The sequence below is a fragment of the Aromatoleum evansii genome (assembly GCF_045689615.1).
GTDB classification, from domain to species: Bacteria; Pseudomonadota; Gammaproteobacteria; order Burkholderiales; family Rhodocyclaceae; genus Aromatoleum; species Aromatoleum evansii.
Window position 1 is genome coordinate 4,024,724 of record NZ_CP141259.1, and the last position, 16,021, is coordinate 4,040,744.

13 protein-coding genes, 2 tRNA genes and 1 rRNA gene are annotated in these 16,021 nt (G+C 66.2%); 5 read left to right on the forward strand and 11 right to left on the reverse strand.

Going from position 1 to position 16,021, the window contains the following annotated elements; translation table 11 throughout:
* Positions 1–246 precede the first annotated feature (246 nt).
* From U5817_RS18815 to U5817_RS18850, 8 genes are all read right to left on the reverse strand, one after another.
* Positions 247–322: transfer RNA gene (locus U5817_RS18815), tRNA-Ala, on the reverse strand.
* An 11-nt stretch (positions 323–333) separates the two neighbouring features.
* Positions 334–410: transfer RNA gene (locus U5817_RS18820), tRNA-Ile, on the reverse strand.
* 73 nt (positions 411–483) lie between these two features.
* Positions 484–2,019, reverse strand: a 16S ribosomal RNA gene (locus U5817_RS18825).
* A 383-nt stretch (positions 2,020–2,402) separates the two neighbouring features.
* Positions 2,403–2,900, reverse strand: a complete 498-nt coding sequence (locus U5817_RS18830) for a hypothetical protein (RefSeq protein ID WP_407278415.1) — start codon at positions 2,898–2,900, stop codon at positions 2,403–2,405.
* Positions 2,897–3,397: an SRPBCC family protein gene (locus tag U5817_RS18835; protein ID WP_169130647.1), complete on the reverse strand. Its 501-nt coding sequence runs from the start codon at positions 3,395–3,397 to the stop codon at positions 2,897–2,899. The genes U5817_RS18830 and U5817_RS18835 overlap by 4 nt, the downstream gene beginning before the upstream one ends.
* A 12-nt stretch (positions 3,398–3,409) precedes the next feature.
* Entirely contained in the window at positions 3,410–4,030 is a 621-nt protein-coding gene (locus tag U5817_RS18840; protein WP_407278416.1) for a LolA family protein, read from the reverse strand.
* Positions 4,031–4,141: 111 nt separating this feature from the next.
* Positions 4,142–4,414, reverse strand: coding sequence for a hypothetical protein (locus U5817_RS18845; RefSeq protein WP_407278417.1), 273 nt, complete (start codon positions 4,412–4,414; stop codon positions 4,142–4,144).
* Positions 4,415–4,506: 92 nt separating this feature from the next.
* On the reverse strand, positions 4,507–4,956 hold the full coding sequence (locus U5817_RS18850; protein ID WP_407278418.1) for a quinol oxidase: 450 nt from the start codon (positions 4,954–4,956) through the stop codon (positions 4,507–4,509).
* A gap of 347 nt (positions 4,957–5,303) precedes the next feature.
* Here U5817_RS18850 and U5817_RS18855 point away from each other — a divergent pair, with 347 nt between their 5' ends.
* The 5 genes from U5817_RS18855 to U5817_RS18875 all read left to right on the forward strand — a co-directional run bounded on the left by U5817_RS18855 (position 5,304) and on the right by U5817_RS18875 (position 10,835).
* Positions 5,304–5,894, forward strand: a complete 591-nt coding sequence (locus U5817_RS18855) for a chromate transporter (RefSeq protein ID WP_169130640.1) — start codon at positions 5,304–5,306, stop codon at positions 5,892–5,894.
* Positions 5,891–6,439 carry a chromate transporter gene (locus U5817_RS18860; RefSeq protein WP_407278419.1) on the forward strand — a complete coding sequence of 183 codons (549 nt, stop codon included), beginning with the start codon at positions 5,891–5,893 and terminating at the stop codon, positions 6,437–6,439. Before U5817_RS18855 ends, U5817_RS18860 begins: the two co-directional genes overlap by 4 nt.
* A gap of 319 nt (positions 6,440–6,758) precedes the next feature.
* Complete coding sequence (locus U5817_RS18865; protein ID WP_407278420.1) at positions 6,759–9,251, forward strand: putative bifunctional diguanylate cyclase/phosphodiesterase; 2,493 nt, start codon at positions 6,759–6,761, stop codon at positions 9,249–9,251.
* Position 9,252: 1 nt separating this feature from the next.
* A complete protein-coding gene (locus U5817_RS18870) occupies positions 9,253–10,125 on the forward strand; it encodes a hypothetical protein (protein ID WP_407278421.1) in 873 nt (290 codons plus the stop codon).
* Between the two features lie 5 nt (positions 10,126–10,130).
* Entirely contained in the window at positions 10,131–10,835 is a 705-nt protein-coding gene (locus tag U5817_RS18875; RefSeq protein ID WP_407278422.1) for a hypothetical protein, read from the forward strand.
* Between the two features lie 12 nt (positions 10,836–10,847).
* Here the strand turns inward: U5817_RS18875 and U5817_RS18880 are convergent, their stop codons facing one another.
* From U5817_RS18880 to U5817_RS18890, 3 genes are all read right to left on the reverse strand, one after another.
* A complete protein-coding gene (locus U5817_RS18880) occupies positions 10,848–12,278 on the reverse strand; it encodes an aldehyde dehydrogenase family protein (protein WP_407278423.1) in 1,431 nt (476 codons plus the stop codon).
* A gap of 181 nt (positions 12,279–12,459) precedes the next feature.
* Positions 12,460–13,818, reverse strand: a complete 1,359-nt coding sequence (locus U5817_RS18885) for a sigma-54-dependent transcriptional regulator (protein WP_407278424.1) — start codon at positions 13,816–13,818, stop codon at positions 12,460–12,462.
* The gene (locus U5817_RS18890; RefSeq protein ID WP_407278425.1) at positions 13,815–15,698 is read right to left on the reverse strand and encodes an ATP-binding protein; all 1,884 of its coding nucleotides are present in this window, start codon (positions 15,696–15,698) and stop codon (positions 13,815–13,817) included. Before U5817_RS18890 ends, U5817_RS18885 begins: the two co-directional genes overlap by 4 nt.
* Positions 15,699–16,021 lie beyond the last annotated feature (323 nt).

Here is a 16,021-nt window from a genome sequence, read left to right on the forward strand (position 1 = left end):
GGGACCCAGTCATAGGCGAACTCACGCTTGTGCGCAACCGCCTGCTGCTGGTTCAAAGCGCAGACGATTGCAATGCAATCACACAACCCATGTTCGATCTTCGTCTTCACGCGCCGCTGACACAGCGCAACGAAGATCGCACACTTTACTTCTTCCACTTTGTTAAAGAACACTGGCACTAGGCCTAAGCCCTGCACACCATCCGTGCGCACGGCTTAGCCCTACTCTCGAGCCCACCGGAACGTGTGGTGGAGGATGACGGGATCGAACCGACGACCCCCTGCTTGCAAAGCAGGTGCTCTCCCAGCTGAGCTAATCCCCCTCATGATGCGGTGGTGGGTCTGGTTGGGTTCGAACCAACGACCCCCGCCTTATCAAGACGGTGCTCTAACCAGCTGAGCTACAGACCCTCTCGTCCATCTCGAGGCTCTTGCCTGAACAACCGATAAGTTGTGAGTACTCGGACAGCGGACCTGTCTCTTGAAAGGAGGTGATCCAGCCGCACCTTCCGATACGGCTACCTTGTTACGACTTCACCCCAGTCATGAATCTCACCGTGGTAAGCGCCCTCCCGAAGGTTAAGCTACCTACTTCTGGTGAAACCCACTCCCATGGTGTGACGGGCGGTGTGTACAAGACCCGGGAACGTATTCACCGCAGCATGCTGATCTGCGATTACTAGCGATTCCGACTTCACGTAGTCGAGTTGCAGACTACGATCCGGACTACGATCGGCTTTAAGGGATTGGCTCCAGCTCGCGCTTTGGCAGCCCTCTGTACCGACCATTGTATGACGTGTGAAGCCCTACCCATAAGGGCCATGAGGACTTGACGTCATCCCCACCTTCCTCCGGTTTGTCACCGGCAGTCTCGCTAAAGTGCCCAACCAAATGATGGCAATTAGCGACAAGGGTTGCGCTCGTTGCGGGACTTAACCCAACATCTCACGACACGAGCTGACGACAGCCATGCAGCACCTGTGTCCTGGCTCCCGAAGGCACTCCCTGATCTCTCAAGGATTCCAGGCATGTCAAGGGTAGGTAAGGTTTTTCGCGTTGCATCGAATTAATCCACATCATCCACCGCTTGTGCGGGTCCCCGTCAATTCCTTTGAGTTTTAACCTTGCGGCCGTACTCCCCAGGCGGTCGACTTCACGCGTTAGCTGCGTCACTCAGTGAGTTACCTCTCCGAACGACTAGTCGACATCGTTTAGGGCGTGGACTACCAGGGTATCTAATCCTGTTTGCTCCCCACGCTTTCGTGCATGAGCGTCAGTATCGGCCCAGGGGGCTGCCTTCGCCATCGGTGTTCCTCCACATATCTACGCATTTCACTGCTACACGTGGAATTCCACCCCCCTCTGCCGTACTCTAGCCGTGCAGTCACAAGCGCAGTTCCCAGGTTAAGCCCGGGGATTTCACACCTGTCTTACACAACCGCCTGCGCACGCTTTACGCCCAGTAATTCCGATTAACGCTCGCACCCTACGTATTACCGCGGCTGCTGGCACGTAGTTAGCCGGTGCTTCTTCTGACAGTACCGTCATCCACCTCCCGTATTAGGGGAAGCGTTTTCTTTCCGTCTGAAAGAGCTTTACAACCCGAAGGCCTTCTTCACTCACGCGGCATGGCTGGATCAGGGTTGCCCCCATTGTCCAAAATTCCCCACTGCTGCCTCCCGTAGGAGTCTGGGCCGTGTCTCAGTCCCAGTGTGGCGGATCATCCTCTCAGACCCGCTACGGATCGTCGCCTTGGTAGGCCTTTACCCCACCAACTAGCTAATCCGACATCGGCCGCTCCAATCACGCGAGGTCTTGCGATCCCCCGCTTTCCCCCTCAGGGCGTATGCGGTATTAGCTACGCTTTCGCGTAGTTATCCCCCATGACTGGGTACGTTCCGATGCATTACTCACCCGTTCGCCACTCGCCGGCAGGCCGAAGCCCCCGCTGCCGTTCGACTTGCATGTGTAAAGCATGCCGCCAGCGTTCAATCTGAGCCAGGATCAAACTCTTAAGTTCAATCCAACAAAGCACTCAAAGAAATCATTACTGACTTACAGTTGAGCACTCAATCTTTGCAACATTAAAACTGCCGAAGCAGTCTCGGTCGCGCCAACCAAGCACTCACACTTATCGGTTGTCCAATTTTTTAAAGAACCGCCGCCGAAGCAGCGAGAAAGAGATTCTGACAAACTTACTTCACTTCGTCAAGCACCGCAGCGATTTATTTTTTACACCGCCACCGCACCAACCTCTCTTTCCTGCCCCCACCGCCACCGCACAAACCGCTGCAGCGCTGAAGAGGCGCGAATTATATAGACCTCAATTGAACCGTCAAGCGCTTTTTGCGGGGGATCTGAAAAAGATTACTTGGCGAATTTCCGTGCTGCCGGATTCGCGTGCTAACGGCCCGGCCGTCCAAGTCGGCGCGGGTGACGCAGCCGGTGGGCGAGGACGGCGCAGCCTGCGAACAGCGAGGCGCCGAATACGAGGTGGGCAAGAGTGGTCACCCAGCCGCGTGAGACGTCGAACCAGGGAAAGACGTGGGTGAAGCCATGGAGGTTGATCACGTAGATCGCTGCACCATAGAGGGCGCCGAGGCCGATCGCGGCGGAGAGGGTCATGGCGCGGGCGACGGGCCACGCTATCAGTGCGTAGATGACCGACAGGGTGAAGTGGATGGCAGTGGCCCATATAAGGACGTCCCAGCGCCAACCGGGGGCGTGATGGAGCACGCCCGGGCCCATGACGACGGCGGCGGTCAGGCGAGCGTCGCGCAGCAGGGTGGCGATGACGGGGGTTCCTTCTATCCACCACAGCAGCATCTGGGCGAAGGTGGCGACAGTGCCGGCGATGAAGCCGGCGCAGACGGCGGCGGCGAGCGGATGGTGGAGGATCATGCGGACCGGCTCTCGTGCCGATGAAGTGGTGCGCCGAGGTGGCGGGCGAGGCCGATGCCGCCCGCGCGCATGAGGGCGTTGTGGTTCCAGCGGAACACCGGCCGCGCGAGCGGGGCAAGGACGTTCATCCAGAGCGGATTGGTCCGAACGAGCCATTCGTAACGCAGGGTCGTGGCCCCGTCCTGAAAGACGAAGTGCCAGCGGCCAATGCCTTCGACTTCGCCAGCGACTTTCGCTTCGAGCAGGCGATGGCGCTCGACGCGGGTGACGCAACTGATGAAGCGCAGGCGATATGGCAGGCGCCCCTTCCAGATGTATTGCTGGCGGGCGCCGACACCGTCGGCGTCACCGTCTTCGAGGGAAACGACCGATTCGGCGCCGGCCCACCAATCCGGCCAGTGTTCGGGGTGTGTGATGACGTCCCAGACAGTCTCGACGGGAGCCCCCAGCCGCCAGAGGGTGGTGAGGTGGTATTGGTTGGTGGCCGCGGATCGCATGCTTCCTCCCATTCATGGGGTGAAGAAATGCTCGGGGAAGACGGGGTCGAGTTCGGCGTCGCTCATGTCGACGGTTTCGATGAGCTCGAGCGCCGTATCGTAGCTTTGGACCTTGAGCGGGAACAGGGAGTCCTGCTCGAACCATAGGCGGTAACGATGCACGCCGTCGACCTTGGCGGCGGAGGCGCCGGTGATTTCAACATAACGCGCGGGGCGCTCTGCGATGGCGGCATCGGCGGGGTCGGTCATGGTGCCTTGGGCGCGCAATTCGATGAGCTTCGCGAGCAGCGCACCGACGTCGGAGTGATCGACGCTGTGGCCTCCGGCGCTGCGGATGAGCGGATTGTCGGGGGCGAGGTTGAGGCGCGGGAAGTGGTCCTTGCCGAATGGCCACAGGTGTACGCGGCGGGTGGCGGGGTCGTAGATGATGACCGCGCCGCGATGAGGTTCGACGAAGTCCATGCGTATCCAGCCGGGTTTGCGGTAGGCGTAGACGATCACTTGCGGCTGGCCGTCGGCAGCCCGGGAGCGCAGCGTGACGCGGTAGCTTTCGAGTGTGCGGAAGCGTGCCTGGGCGTCGTGCAACAGGTCCGCCGCGGCGGGGCCGGTGGCGCCCAGGGCAAGAGCGAGCATCAGCCAACGCACGTGTCGCCCCCTCGGTGCAGGCGCCCCTCGCCCTGCGAGGAGCGGATGGCGGCGATCATCTCCATGCAATCGGGCACGCAGGGCTCGCGCATGAGCGCTTCAGAAGGTGGTGCAGTGGAAGAAGCCGCGATGCCCGACGCAGCTGGTCGAGGTCGGCATCCGGCTGTAGCGGTCGTAGCGCTCCTGCGCGTTGAGCCGCAGGATGCAGTCACGCCACTGGTCGGTGTCGTCCTTGTAGCCGAGTTTTTCGCAAGCCGGGCCGTAGACGGTGATCATCTGTTCGACTTCGCGCTCGACCTGTGCGGCACGCTCGGCGGGCGTGGCGCAGGACGCGAGCAAGGCGGCGAGCACCAACGGTAGGACGGTACGCATGACAGGGGGCTCCAGGCTCGTCTTTCGGATCTGTTCTTCCCACCATACTTAGAGGACGCGACCAAAGACGGGTTTCCGCTTCGATGCGTGATTTACTCGCGGATCTCGAGCATTCCCGACATGCCACGCTCGCGGTGGCTCTTGAACATGAGCAGACGGTTCGGGCAGGTGAAAGGATAATCGCCCGGCGCAAGCACGAGCCGCAAGGTCTTGGGTGCCGCAGCAAGCTCGATGTCGGCGACCGGCTTGCCGACAGGATCTTCGAGGACGAAGCGATGGGGGACGATCCCCTCTTCCATTCTGACCGTCAGATCCAGTGGCTGCCCGGCCTTGGCGGTCACCCGCGCGGGCTTGAAGAAATAGCTGCCGCCGACGATGGCCACGCGCTGCACGCCGTCGGCGTCAACGCTCGCCTGCACGCCAGGCGCCTGTGCGGCGAGCGCCGCAGCCCACGAGAGGACCAGGGCTAGTCCTGCGCGGACTAGCGGGTTCGACGCCGGGATGCGCAGACTGGACGCGGAAGCGGGTGGTGCGCAGGTCATCGCGGGAAATTTGTTGTGCTTGACGCCGCCGCCTGGTTCGGCGGAACCGAGGGAGACGGTCGCCGGAGCCGCGTGGGGAGAACCGCTTCGGCAGGCGGACCATGCCGCGTCTGCATGTTCCCGGCTGCTCTCGCGACTGCGACGTGCACGACATGCAACCTTGGCCCCACGGCACCGGCAATGAAGTTGACTACGGAATCGGAAAAAATATCCCGGCCGTGACGGCGCAAACATATATGGAGGGCAGGTCGCTACCGGAGAGCGCTCCGGATTTGCCCCTTTGCGCTAAGCTCTCGCGTTCGACCGCGGCCGATCTCCGGCCCGCGCCCACAGCAAGAACAAACACCGTGACATCCGCCGCGCCAGACCACCCCCGCCCGCGCTCGCCGCTCCATCTGTTCGTCGCCTTCACCGTGCTTGCACTGCAGGGCTTCGGCGGCGTGCTCGCCGTCGCGCAGCGCGAGCTCGTCGACCGCCGGCGCTGGATGACGCGGGAGGAGTTCGTCGATGCCTATTCGGTGGCGCAACTGCTGCCCGGCCCCAACGTCGTCAATCTGTCGCTCATGCTCGGCGACCGCTTCTTCGGCTGGCGCGGCGCGTTCGCCGCGATCAGCGGGATGCTGTTCGCGCCGCTGGTGCTGGTGATCGCGCTGGCCGCGAGCTACAACGAGCTCGCGAGCTTCCCGGCCGTGGCAGGCGCCCTGCGCGGGATGGGGGCCGTCGCGGCCGGGTTGATTCTCGCGATGGCGCTGAAGATGCTCGGCACATTGCGCCGCAATGCGCTTGGCCCCTGGCTGTGTGCGCTGCTCGGGGTGACGACGCTGGTTGCGGTAACGGTGTTCCGCGCGCCGCTCGCGTGGGTGGTGCTCGGACTGGGCGCGACCGGGTGGTGCGTCGCACGCTGGTGCATCGCGCGCGAGGAAGGGGCCCGCCAATGACGAACCTTCCGCCGGGCGACCTCCTGGACCTCTTCCTGCGCTTCCTGATGCTGTCGCTGCTGTCGATCGGCGGCGCGATGTCGACGGCGCCCGAGATGCATCGCTTCCTCGTGGCCGACCGCGGCTGGCTAGACGACGCCGAATTCACGACTGCGATCGCGCTGGCGCAGGCGGCGCCGGGACCGAACGTGCTGTTCGTGCCGGTGCTGGGCTTCCAGGTGGCGGGCGTGCTCGGCGCCGCCGCTGCCCTGATCGGCATCCTGCTGCCGTCCACCCTGCTGTCGCTGGGCGTCAGCCGCTGGGGGGCACAGCGCCGCGATGCTCCGGCCGTGCGCGCCTTCACTGCGGGGCTGGCCCCGGTGTCGGTCGGGCTGGTGTTCGCCACCGGGTGGCTGCTGAGCCTGCCCTTCATCACGGCCCCGGAACACCGGCTCGGGGCGCTGGCGCTGATCGTGGCGACGATGGCGGTAACGCTCAAGACGCGGCTTGCGCCGATCTGGATGATCGTCGTCGGTGCGACTGTCGGCGCGCTGGGCTGGGTGTAGCCGGAACACGCCCGTCGAACAATTTCCCGCCGCGGGACTCGCGAACGGCCCGCACAAGTACGTAACAGCCCGCATTGATAGAAGTCAAAGATCTCTCGTATCCTTGCCGTAAGAATCGGTAACCGATCAGCACTCCCAGGCACACGGGAGAAGCGGATGCGGTGCGTTCGCGGTAGCTGAACTGCCGGAGACGCCCGCACCCATTCCTTCGGCTTTCACAGGCCGCGCCCCCCCAGGACGAGCGCCAGCACATGTCATCGAACGCCGTCGCCGAGCGCGCCGCGCCGCCGCTCCTGAGCGGAAGGGGCGGCTGACTCTCATGGCTGCACACCTGCCCTGCTCCTCTCCGTCGTGCATCGCCCAGCGCCTCGCCCACCTCCTATGCGCTGCGCGGAAGGCTGTTCGCGGGCTGTTCGCCGGCCGCGTGAGCATGACGCGCTTTGTCGCGCATCAGGTCATTGTCTTCGTCGCGTTGCTACTGGTGGCGATCCAGCTCGTGACCCTGCTTGCGCTGAATTGGGCAGTGTCGGAGAACGCGCGGGAATCGGTGCGCAAGGAAGTCGATATCGGACGGCGGATCTTCGTGCGGGTGATGGAGGATCGCACCCAGCAGTTGACGACGGCCGCGAGCGTGCTGGCCTCGGACTTCGGTCTGCGTCAGGCGCTGATGAGCAGCGACCATGCGACCATCGTGTCGGCACTGAACAATCACGGCGCGCGCATTGGCGCTGCGAAAATGATGCTGATCGGACTCGACCGTCGAGTGATTGGGGAAACCACGGCACAGGGGAGTGTCGCAGAACGGCAGCTGTTTCCGTTTCCGCACCTGGTCGCGGATGCCGAACGCAGGGGGGCTGCATCCACGATCGCGCTGATCGGGGACGTGCCCTTCCAGCTCGTCGTCGTGCCGGTGCTGGCGCCTGTTCCGGTCGCGTGGGTGATGGTGGCATTCAGCGTCGACAACAAGCTCGCTCAGGATCTCGGCCTGCTCACGGGGCTGGACGTCTCTTTCGCGACCTGGGCGCGCGAGCGCGGGTGGAGTGTTGCCGCGACGACCCTTCCGTCGCAGGCGTCCAGCGCTCTCCTCGAAGCCTTGGGGCGCCCGGCCGGAACCGCCGCTCCGCCGATTGCTCCCGACCTCCTCGGCGCCGAATTCCTGCTGTCGGGTTCGGTCCTCGGCCGCGAGGCGGACGCCGCCGTCGTTGCCGTCCTGCAGCGCTCATTGCGCGACGCGATCGCGCGCTTCGACGGGCTGCGCGTGGTCCTGATTGCGCTCGCAGCCTTCAGCTTGTGCGCGACGGTGGCGGGCAGCCTGCTGATTGCGCGCAGCATTTCGCGGCCGGTGTCGGCGCTGGCCGAATTCGCTCGCCGGATGGAACGCGGCGAATACGACCAGGGGCCGCCGGCGACCCGCTCCGACGAGCTGGGCGAGCTGGCCGCGAGCTTCAACCGCATGCGCCTTGCGATTGCTGCACGCGAGCAGCAGATCAAGTCGATGGCCCTGCAGGATGCGCTGACCGGCCTGCCCAACCGCGCGCTGTTCAATGAGCGTCTGCAGCAGGCGATCGGCCTCGCCCGCCGGCTCGGGCAACCGGTGAGCGTGCTGCTCATCGACCTGAACCGGTTCAAGGAGGTGAACGACACGCTGGGCCATCACGTCGGCGATCGTCTGCTGTGTGAAGTCGCCGAGCGCCTGCGCACGGTTCTCGTGCGTGCTTCGGATACGCCCGCCCGCCTGGGCGGCGACGAGTTCGCCGTGTTGCTGCCGACCGCCAGCGAGGCGATGGCGGAGGCAACGGCGCGGCGGATCCTTCAGGCCTTCGAGGCCCCGGTCGTGGTGGAGGGCCGGCAGCTCGATGTGGGCGGCAGCATCGGTATCGCGACCTTCCCCGAACATGGCGACGACCCCGTGGTGCTGATGAGCCGGGCCGATGCGGCGATGTATGTGGCGAAGCGCAAGCGCATGGGCTGCGCGGTCTACGACGTCGGCTTCGACGCGGAAGCGATTAACCAGGGCCGGCTATCGCTCACCGGGGAGTTGCGCCAGGCTGTCGAGGAAAACCAGTTCGTGCTGTATTACCAGCCGCGCCTCGATCTCGCCGGCGAAGCAATCACCGGCGTGGAGGCGCTGGTGCGCTGGCAGCACCCGGTGCGCGGTTTCGTGCCGCCCGACCAGTTCATCCCCTTCGCGGAACAGACCGGCAGTATCCGCGAGATCACCCAGTGGGTCACCGATCGCGCCTTCGAGCAATGCGCGCGCTGGCGATCGGCGGGGCTGGCGATCGATGTTTCGATCAACCTTTCGGCGCGCGACCTGCTCGGCCGCGAGCTGCCGCAGCGTTTCGGCGAGCTGCTGGCGCGCCATGGGGCGGCACCTCAATGGTTCCTGCTGGAAATCACCGAAAGCGCGATCGTCGATGACCCGGTACGCGCGCTCGAGACCGTGACGCGCTTGCACGAAATGGGATTCAGAATGTCGATCGACGACTTCGGCACGGGCTATTCCTCCCTCTCGCAATTGAAACGACTGCCGGTGGCCGAGCTGAAGATCGACAAGAGCTTCGTCATGGACATGGCGAGCGATCCGGACGACATGACGATCGTGCGCTCGGTGATCGACCTCGCCCACAACATGGGGCTGAGCGTCGTTGCCGAGGGCGTAGAGACGGAGGAGGTGCGCGGCTTGCTGTACAAAATGGGTTGCGATTACCTGCAGGGCTATCATATCTGCAAGCCGCTGCCGGCCGAGTCGCTCGAACCCTGGCTCGCTGGCGCTGGGGTGCAGCGCAGCATGACGACGAAGGAGACATGACATGAAGATCGATGGGAGGCTTGCCTGCCTCGCAGTGGTCCTGTGCGCAGTCCAGGCGTCGGCGGCAGCGCTCGACGAGGTCGGCGTCGAGCTGGTGTATGACGACAACCTCACGCGTGCGCAGCTCGGGCGGGACATCAAGGGCGACCTGTCGCTCTCGCTTTCGACCTCGGGCGGTCCGCGCTTCCAGCTCACCGACCACGACAGCCTGTCGTTGAAGGGCACACTGGCGGGCACGAAGTATCGTCACTACGACGGCCTCGACAACATCAATGCCGGCCTCGCGTTGGGCTACCGCCACCGGTTCGGACTGGGCCCCTATGTGCCGCAGTTCGCGCTGACCGGCTCGGCGGCGCGGCTGGAGTACGACAACCGCCTGCGGGACGGATGGCTGTATGCGGCCGAAGCCGAGGCGAGCAAGCGCGTGTCGGATCGCCTCGCGCTGCGGGCGTTCGTGCGCACGGAGCGGCGCGAATCGGACGACGTGCCCGCGCGCGTGGTGCCCTTCATCCGCGCCAACGTCTTCGATTTGAGCAGCCGCAGCGCGGGGATCGGCGCCGACTTTGCGTACGCGCCACGCTATCTCGTGTCGGTCGGCTACGCCTGGCATCGTGGCGACATCGTGTCGACGACGCAGCGCAACCTGCCGATTTTCCTGGCGTCGAGCGCGATCGCGCCCGACCCGGTGTTCGGCGACAATACCTATGCATATACGATGCCGGCACGCACGCAGGTGTTCAGCATCGGCCTGAGCCGCGAGGTGGGCCGCCAGGGCTCGGTCAGCCTGGGCTACGAATACCGCGACAGTCGCGCCGACGGCGGCATCGAATACAGCGGAAACCTGTTCCGCGCGACCTACCTTTACGGGTTCTGATGGCGATGAAGACACGATCCGGCATTCCTGCCCGAGTCCGCGGCCACCTTGCGACGCACGCGGCCTGCGGCGTCCTGATGGCGTGCGCGCTGGCGCTGCCGGCGGCGTCCGCGGTGGCCGGGGATATCCGTGCCGCGGTGCACGACCGCGATGGCAAGCCCGTTGCCGACGCGGTCGTGGTCGCGGTGCCGGCCGGCGGAGCGGCGGGAGCAGCCATCCTGCCCGGCACTGCGGAAGAAGACCAGCGCAACAAGGAATTCGTCCCGTACGTGCTGCCCATTCAGGTCGGCACGCGGGTCACCTTCCCGAACAACGACAACATCCGGCATCACGTCTATTCGTTCTCGCCCGCGAAGGCGTTCGAACTGCCGCTCTACAGCGGCACATCCGCATCGCCCGTGCTCTTCGACAAGCCCGGTGTCGTGATCCTCGGATGCAACATCCACGACTGGATGGTCGGCTACATCTACGTGTCCGAAAGTCCCCATTTCGCGAAGACGGGCGCCGACGGCAAGGCGACGCTCGGCGGACTACCGGGAGGGGACTACAGCTTGCGCGTCTGGCATCCCCGGTTGGAAGGCAGCGAGCAGGCAACCGCCCGGCAGCTTGCGGTGCCGGCGACGGGCGCGGCGGATGTCGCCGCCACGATAGGGCTGACGCCCGACTTCCGCGCCCGCCGCGCCCCGACTCCCGGACGCGGCGGCTACTGAGAGCGGCGCGCGTCAGGCCTTCTGCGGCAGCTGGATGGACTTGTATTCGAGGAACTCCTCAAGCCCGTAGACGCCGTTCTCGCGCCCGAGGCCGGACTGGCGGAAGCCGCCGAAGGGCGCACGGGGATTCCAGGGCGCGCCGTTGATGTCGATCTGGCCGCTGCGAATGCGCCGCGCGACGGCGAGTGCATGTTCTTCGCTGCCCGCCCACACGCCTCCGCCCAGACCGTAGATGGAGTCGTTCGCAAGCGCGATCGCATCCTCGTCGCCGTCATGGGGCAGGATCACTAGCACGGGTCCGAAGATCTCCTCCTGCGCGACGGTGGCCTTGCGGTCCTCGACGACGAGCACCGTTGGGGCGACGAAGAAGCCGTTCCCGGCGGGTGCTGCGTCCGGGCCGCCGGCGACGAGCTTCGCGCCTTCTTCGACGCCGCGGCGGATGTAGCCGACCACGCGCTCGCGCTGCACGTCGGAGACGAGGGGGCCGAGCTTGCTGTCCTCGGCGAAGGCCGGACCAACCTTGAACGCAGAAGCCGCGGCGGCGGCGAGTTCGGCGGCCTGTTGCAGCTTCGCGCGCGGCACGAGCATGCGGGTGTGTGCTGAGCAGGTCTGGCCCGAGTTCAGCAGGCAGTTCGAGACCGTGCCCTTCACGGCGGCGGCAAGGTCGGCGTCATCGAGGATCACGGCGGCGGACTTGCCGCCGAGTTCGAGCGCGACCTTCTTGACGGTTGCCGCGGCGCGTTCGGCGACGCGGCGGCCGGCACGCGTCGAGCCGGTGAAGGACACCATGTCGACGCGCGGATCGGACGCGAGCACTTCGCCGACGACCGGGCCGTAGCCGGTCACGAGGTTGAACACGCCCGCCGGCAGGCCCGCTTCGGCGATGATATCGGCGAGGATGAAGGCGTTGATCGGCGCGACCTCGGAGGGCTTCAGCACGACCGTGCAGCCGGCGGCGAGCGCGGGCGCGACCTTCAGCGAGATCTGGTTGAGCGGGAAATTCCACGGCGTGATCGCGCCGACGACGCCGATCGGCTCGCGCACGACGAGCGAGTTGCCGACGCGCTCTTCCCACTGGAACTCGCGCGCGAGCTTCGCGTAGTGCTTCCAGCTGCCGACCGGCCCGGCGACCTGGAAGCGCCCAGCCATCTTCAGCGGCATGCCGACTTCATGCGCGATCGCGGCGGCGAGCTCGTCACGGCGGGCCTCGAGTCCGGTCGCGACACGCTCGACGTAGTCGGCGCGCTCGACGGCCGGCAGGCGGGACCATGCATCGAAGGCCGCATGTGCTGCTGCGATGGCGGCTTCCGCATCGGCGGGAGTACCTTCGGGGATGCGAGCGTAGACCGAGGCGTCGCTCGGATCGATGACGTCGATGAGGCCGGAGCCGGCCGGGGCGACCCAGCGGCCGCCGATGTAGAGCTTGTCGCGCAGGATGGTCATGGGGCTGTCCTCAGGGTAAGGGAACCCGCCGATTCTAGCCGCTGAACGATCCAGGTGCCGATGGCCGCATGGCTCGTCGCAGTCTTAGAGGGAGCTCCACGTGGGAGCTTCAGCCGCGAAATGGCGTTGCCGCAGGTGGCACCGCCCATTCGCGGCTGAAGCTCCCACAGGCCCGGACCGGCTACCCGGCGAGGCCGTATTTCCGGATCTTGTCGTGCAGCGTGGTCTTCGCAACCTGCAGGGTTTCGCTGGTGCGCGACAGGCTGCCGTTCTGGCGACGCAGTTCGGCGGCGATCAGCGAGCGCTCGAAGTTCTCGACCGCTTCGGCGAGCGAGGCGCCGCGGGCGTCGGGGGTGGGCGCGGCGCCAAAGTCGCGGCGCAGGCCGAGGACGAGGCATTCGGCGGCGTTGCGCAGCTCGCGCACGTTGCCCGGCCAGTCGTGGGCCATCAGCTGCTGCAGCTGCTCGCGGGCGATCTGCGGGATCGCGCGCTGATGCACCTGCGCGGCGTGCAGCATGAAGTGTTCAAGCAGCAGCGGGATGTCCTCGCGGCGCTCGCGCAGCGGCGGCAACTCGACGCGGGCGACGTTGAGGCGGTAGTACAGGTCGGGGCGGAATTTCTGGCGGTCGGCGAGTTCGCGCAGGTCTTCCTTGGTCGCGGCGACGACACGGCAGGCGACCGGGATCAGCGCGTTGGAGCCGAGGCGCTCGACCATGCGTTCCTGCAGCACGCGCAGGAGCTTGATCTGCACCGCCATCGGCATCGACTCGACTTCGTCGAGGAAGAGCGTGCCGCCGTTGGCGTGCTCGATCTTGCCGATGCGCCGCTTCTGCGCGCCGGTGAAGGCGCCCGCCTCGTGGCCGAAGAGTTCGCTGTCGATGAGGTTGTCCGGCAAGCCGCCGCAGTTGAGCGCGACGTAGTTCGCGGCGCTGCGGCTGCTGAGGTCGTGCAGGCAGCGCGCCACCATTTCCTTGCCGGTGCCGGTCTCGCCGACGATGAGCACGTCGACGCTGGTGTCGGCGAGTTCCAGCAGCAGGCGGCGCACCGTCTCCATCTGCGGCGAGCGACCGATCAGGCGGGCCTCGATGGCGTCGCGGTGGTCGAGACGGCGGCGCAGGCTTTCGACTTCCATCGTCAGCGCACGCTTTTCCAGCGCACGGCGCACGACCTCGACCAGGTGCTCGGGAGAGAAGGGCTTGGGGATGAAGTCGTAGGCGCCGCTGCGCATCGCCTCGACGGCGAGCGTCACGTCGCCATGGCCGGTGATCATGATGACGGGCAGCGCGGTGTCCTGTGCGACGACTTCGCGCAGGAACTGCAGGCCATCGATGCCGGGCAGGCGCATGTCGGTGACGACGACGCCGGGGAAGTCCGGCCCAACGATGCGGCGGCCTGCTTCGGCCGAGGCGACGCCGTCGACCGGGATGCCGGCGAGCTGCATCGCCTGCACGCAGCCGAGTCGCACGTTGGGGTCATCCTCGACGACGAGGACCTTCAGATCGGCGACCGGGTTCGATTGGGACGCGAGAGGGGGAGTCATGCCTGGTGTTCTCCGGCCGTCGGCAGGTCGAGCGTGAAGACGGCGCCGCCTTCGGGGTGGTTCGCGGCCGAGAGGTCGCCGCCGAAGTCGCGGACGATGTCCTGCGAGATCGCGAGGCCCAGCCCGAGGCCCACGCCGGCCGGCTTGGTCGTGAAGAAGGGTTCGAAGATGTGAGCGAGTGCATCATCCGACAGCCCGGGCCCGCTGTCGATGACGCGCACGAGGAGCCTCCCGGAAGGCGCAGCGTCGGCTTCGATGCGCAGCGTGCGCAGGGGGCTGTCGCTCATCGCGTCGACCGCGTTGCCGATGAGGTTCACTAGCACCTGCTCCAGGCGGTTCTGGTCGCACCACGCGAGCGCCCTGCCCGGCTCGCAGCGGTTGTCGACGGCGACGCCGGCGCGGCGCAGCTTCTGGTCGAGCAGGAACAGCGCGCTGCGCAGCGCATGCGCGACATCGACGGACGCGGGACGGGCGGGTGACTTGCGCGCGTAGGTCTTGAGCGGATCGATGATCTCGCCCATGCGGTCAACAAGCGTCGCCATGATTTCGAGGTTGCCCCGCGCGGTCGCCTGGTCGCCGCGGCGCATGAACTCGATCGCGTTGCCGCCCAGCGTGCGCAGCGCGCCGAGCGGCTGGGTGAGCTCGTGCGTGATGCCGGTCGCGAGCTGGCCCAGCACGGCGAGCTTGGCGGCCTGCACGAGTTCGTCCTGCGCGGCGCGCAGCGTCTGTTCGGCGCGCTCGCGCTCGGCGACCTCGGCGCGCAGGCGCTCGTTCGCGGCGGTGAGGTCGGCGGTGCGCAGGCTCACCTTCTGCTCCAGTTCGGCGTTGGCCTTCTGCAGCAGGGCCTGCGCTTCGGCGCGGCTCTTCAGCGTACGCCGGCGCTGCTGCAGGAAGAGGCCAAGCAGCAGCACGCAGCCCGTCGCGGCGGCGCCGAGCGCGGCGTCGGTGAGGGCATCGGCGCGGCGCCCGCGCAAGTCGGCGAAGGTCATGAGCTGCCAGCCGGTCCCCGGCAGCAGGCGCGTCTCCACGAGGAAATCGCGCGCCGTCAGGCGGCGCTCGCCGGCGAGCGTCGGCGCTTCTGGAAACGAGACGAGGAGCGACTCGCCTGCGCTTGGCATGCCGAGTGCGGCCGGAAAGGGCCGGATCACGTGCTCGGCGAAGCGGCGGGTGGCACCGATCTCGGCGGCGACCTCGCCGCTCAGCGGCCGCAGCGCGGTGTATCTCCAGTCCGGCACCGACGCGACGATCACGACACCGTTGGCGTCGGCCAGCAGCACCGGCTCGTTGCGCGGCATCCAGCGGCGCTCGAGATCGGCGAGGCCGATCTTGACGACCGCGACGCCGACGACGCGCCAGTCCTGGCCTTCGTCGCGGATCGGGTGAGCGAAGAAGTAGCCGGCCTCGTTGCGCGTCTCGTCGATGGCGTAGTAGCGGTCCGGCGCGCCGCGCACGGCGGCCTGGAAGTAGGAGCGCAGCTTTTGGTTCTGCCCGAGCAGGTTGTCGGAGTAGATCCAGTCGCTGGATGCGACCACCGTGCCCTCGGTATCGAGGACGAAGATCGCCAGGCCGCCGAAGAAGCTGTTCAGCCGTTCGAGGTAGTGGTTGGCGGCGGGCTGAAGCGTTTCGCGCTCCAGCTCTGCTGCGCGCAGCAGGTGGAGGACCTCGCTGCTCAGCGCGACCGCGCTGGGCAGATGTTCGTAGCGCGTGACGGACCCGTCGACCGCTGTCGCCAACAGATCGAGGTCGTGGCGCGTGTCGGCACGCAGCGCGGCGAGGCCGGCGCGGGCGCTGAAGTGATGGACGGCGACGCCCGCCAGCAGCATGCACAGGGCGACCAGCGCGAGACGGGCGGCGACGTGGAGACGTGGGCGCGGGGGCATCGATAACGGTTGAAGGGCGGTGCGGGGATTCTAGTGTAGAGGCGGGCTCTCAATGAGACATGCCATTGCCCGGCACGACAACCTCATCGTGGTTGGAGTTCGCAAGGCGCGATTAGCAGGTTCCTTCCCCTTCAAGGGGAAGGACAGGATGGGGATGGGTTTCTTGCAGACGCTGCGGAGTCCACCCATCCCCACCCCAACCCGGGAGTCTCCGCTTCGCTCCGCCGTTCCGCAGGCACGGAGCTGCGCTCCGCGAAACCCCTGCTCCACCCCCTTGAAGGGGAGGGAGCGACGTTAAGTGCCGTACGGCGTGCACCATTACA

Bases quoted from the DNA above. Each gene is read 5' to 3' on its own strand.
- U5817_RS18830 (WP_407278415.1), bottom strand. From the start codon at position 2,900: ATGATCCTCCACCATCCGCTCGCCGCCGCCGTCTGCGCCGGCTTCATC.
- U5817_RS18835 (WP_169130647.1), bottom strand. From the start codon at position 3,397: ATGCGATCCGCGGCCACCAACCAATACCACCTCACCACCCTCTGGCGG.
- U5817_RS18840 (WP_407278416.1), bottom strand. From the start codon at position 4,030: ATGCTCGCTCTTGCCCTGGGCGCCACCGGCCCCGCCGCGGCGGACCTG.
- U5817_RS18845 (WP_407278417.1), bottom strand. From the start codon at position 4,414: ATGCGTACCGTCCTACCGTTGGTGCTCGCCGCCTTGCTCGCGTCCTGC.
- U5817_RS18850 (WP_407278418.1), bottom strand. From the start codon at position 4,956: ATGACCTGCGCACCACCCGCTTCCGCGTCCAGTCTGCGCATCCCGGCG.
- U5817_RS18860 (WP_407278419.1), top strand. From the start codon at position 5,891: ATGACGAACCTTCCGCCGGGCGACCTCCTGGACCTCTTCCTGCGCTTC.
- U5817_RS18865 (WP_407278420.1), top strand. From the start codon at position 6,759: ATGGCTGCACACCTGCCCTGCTCCTCTCCGTCGTGCATCGCCCAGCGC.
- U5817_RS18870 (WP_407278421.1), top strand. From the start codon at position 9,253: ATGAAGATCGATGGGAGGCTTGCCTGCCTCGCAGTGGTCCTGTGCGCA.
- U5817_RS18875 (WP_407278422.1), top strand. From the start codon at position 10,131: ATGAAGACACGATCCGGCATTCCTGCCCGAGTCCGCGGCCACCTTGCG.
- U5817_RS18880 (WP_407278423.1), bottom strand. From the start codon at position 12,278: ATGACCATCCTGCGCGACAAGCTCTACATCGGCGGCCGCTGGGTCGCC.
- U5817_RS18885 (WP_407278424.1), bottom strand. From the start codon at position 13,818: ATGACTCCCCCTCTCGCGTCCCAATCGAACCCGGTCGCCGATCTGAAG.
- U5817_RS18890 (WP_407278425.1), bottom strand. From the start codon at position 15,698: ATGCCCCCGCGCCCACGTCTCCACGTCGCCGCCCGTCTCGCGCTGGTC.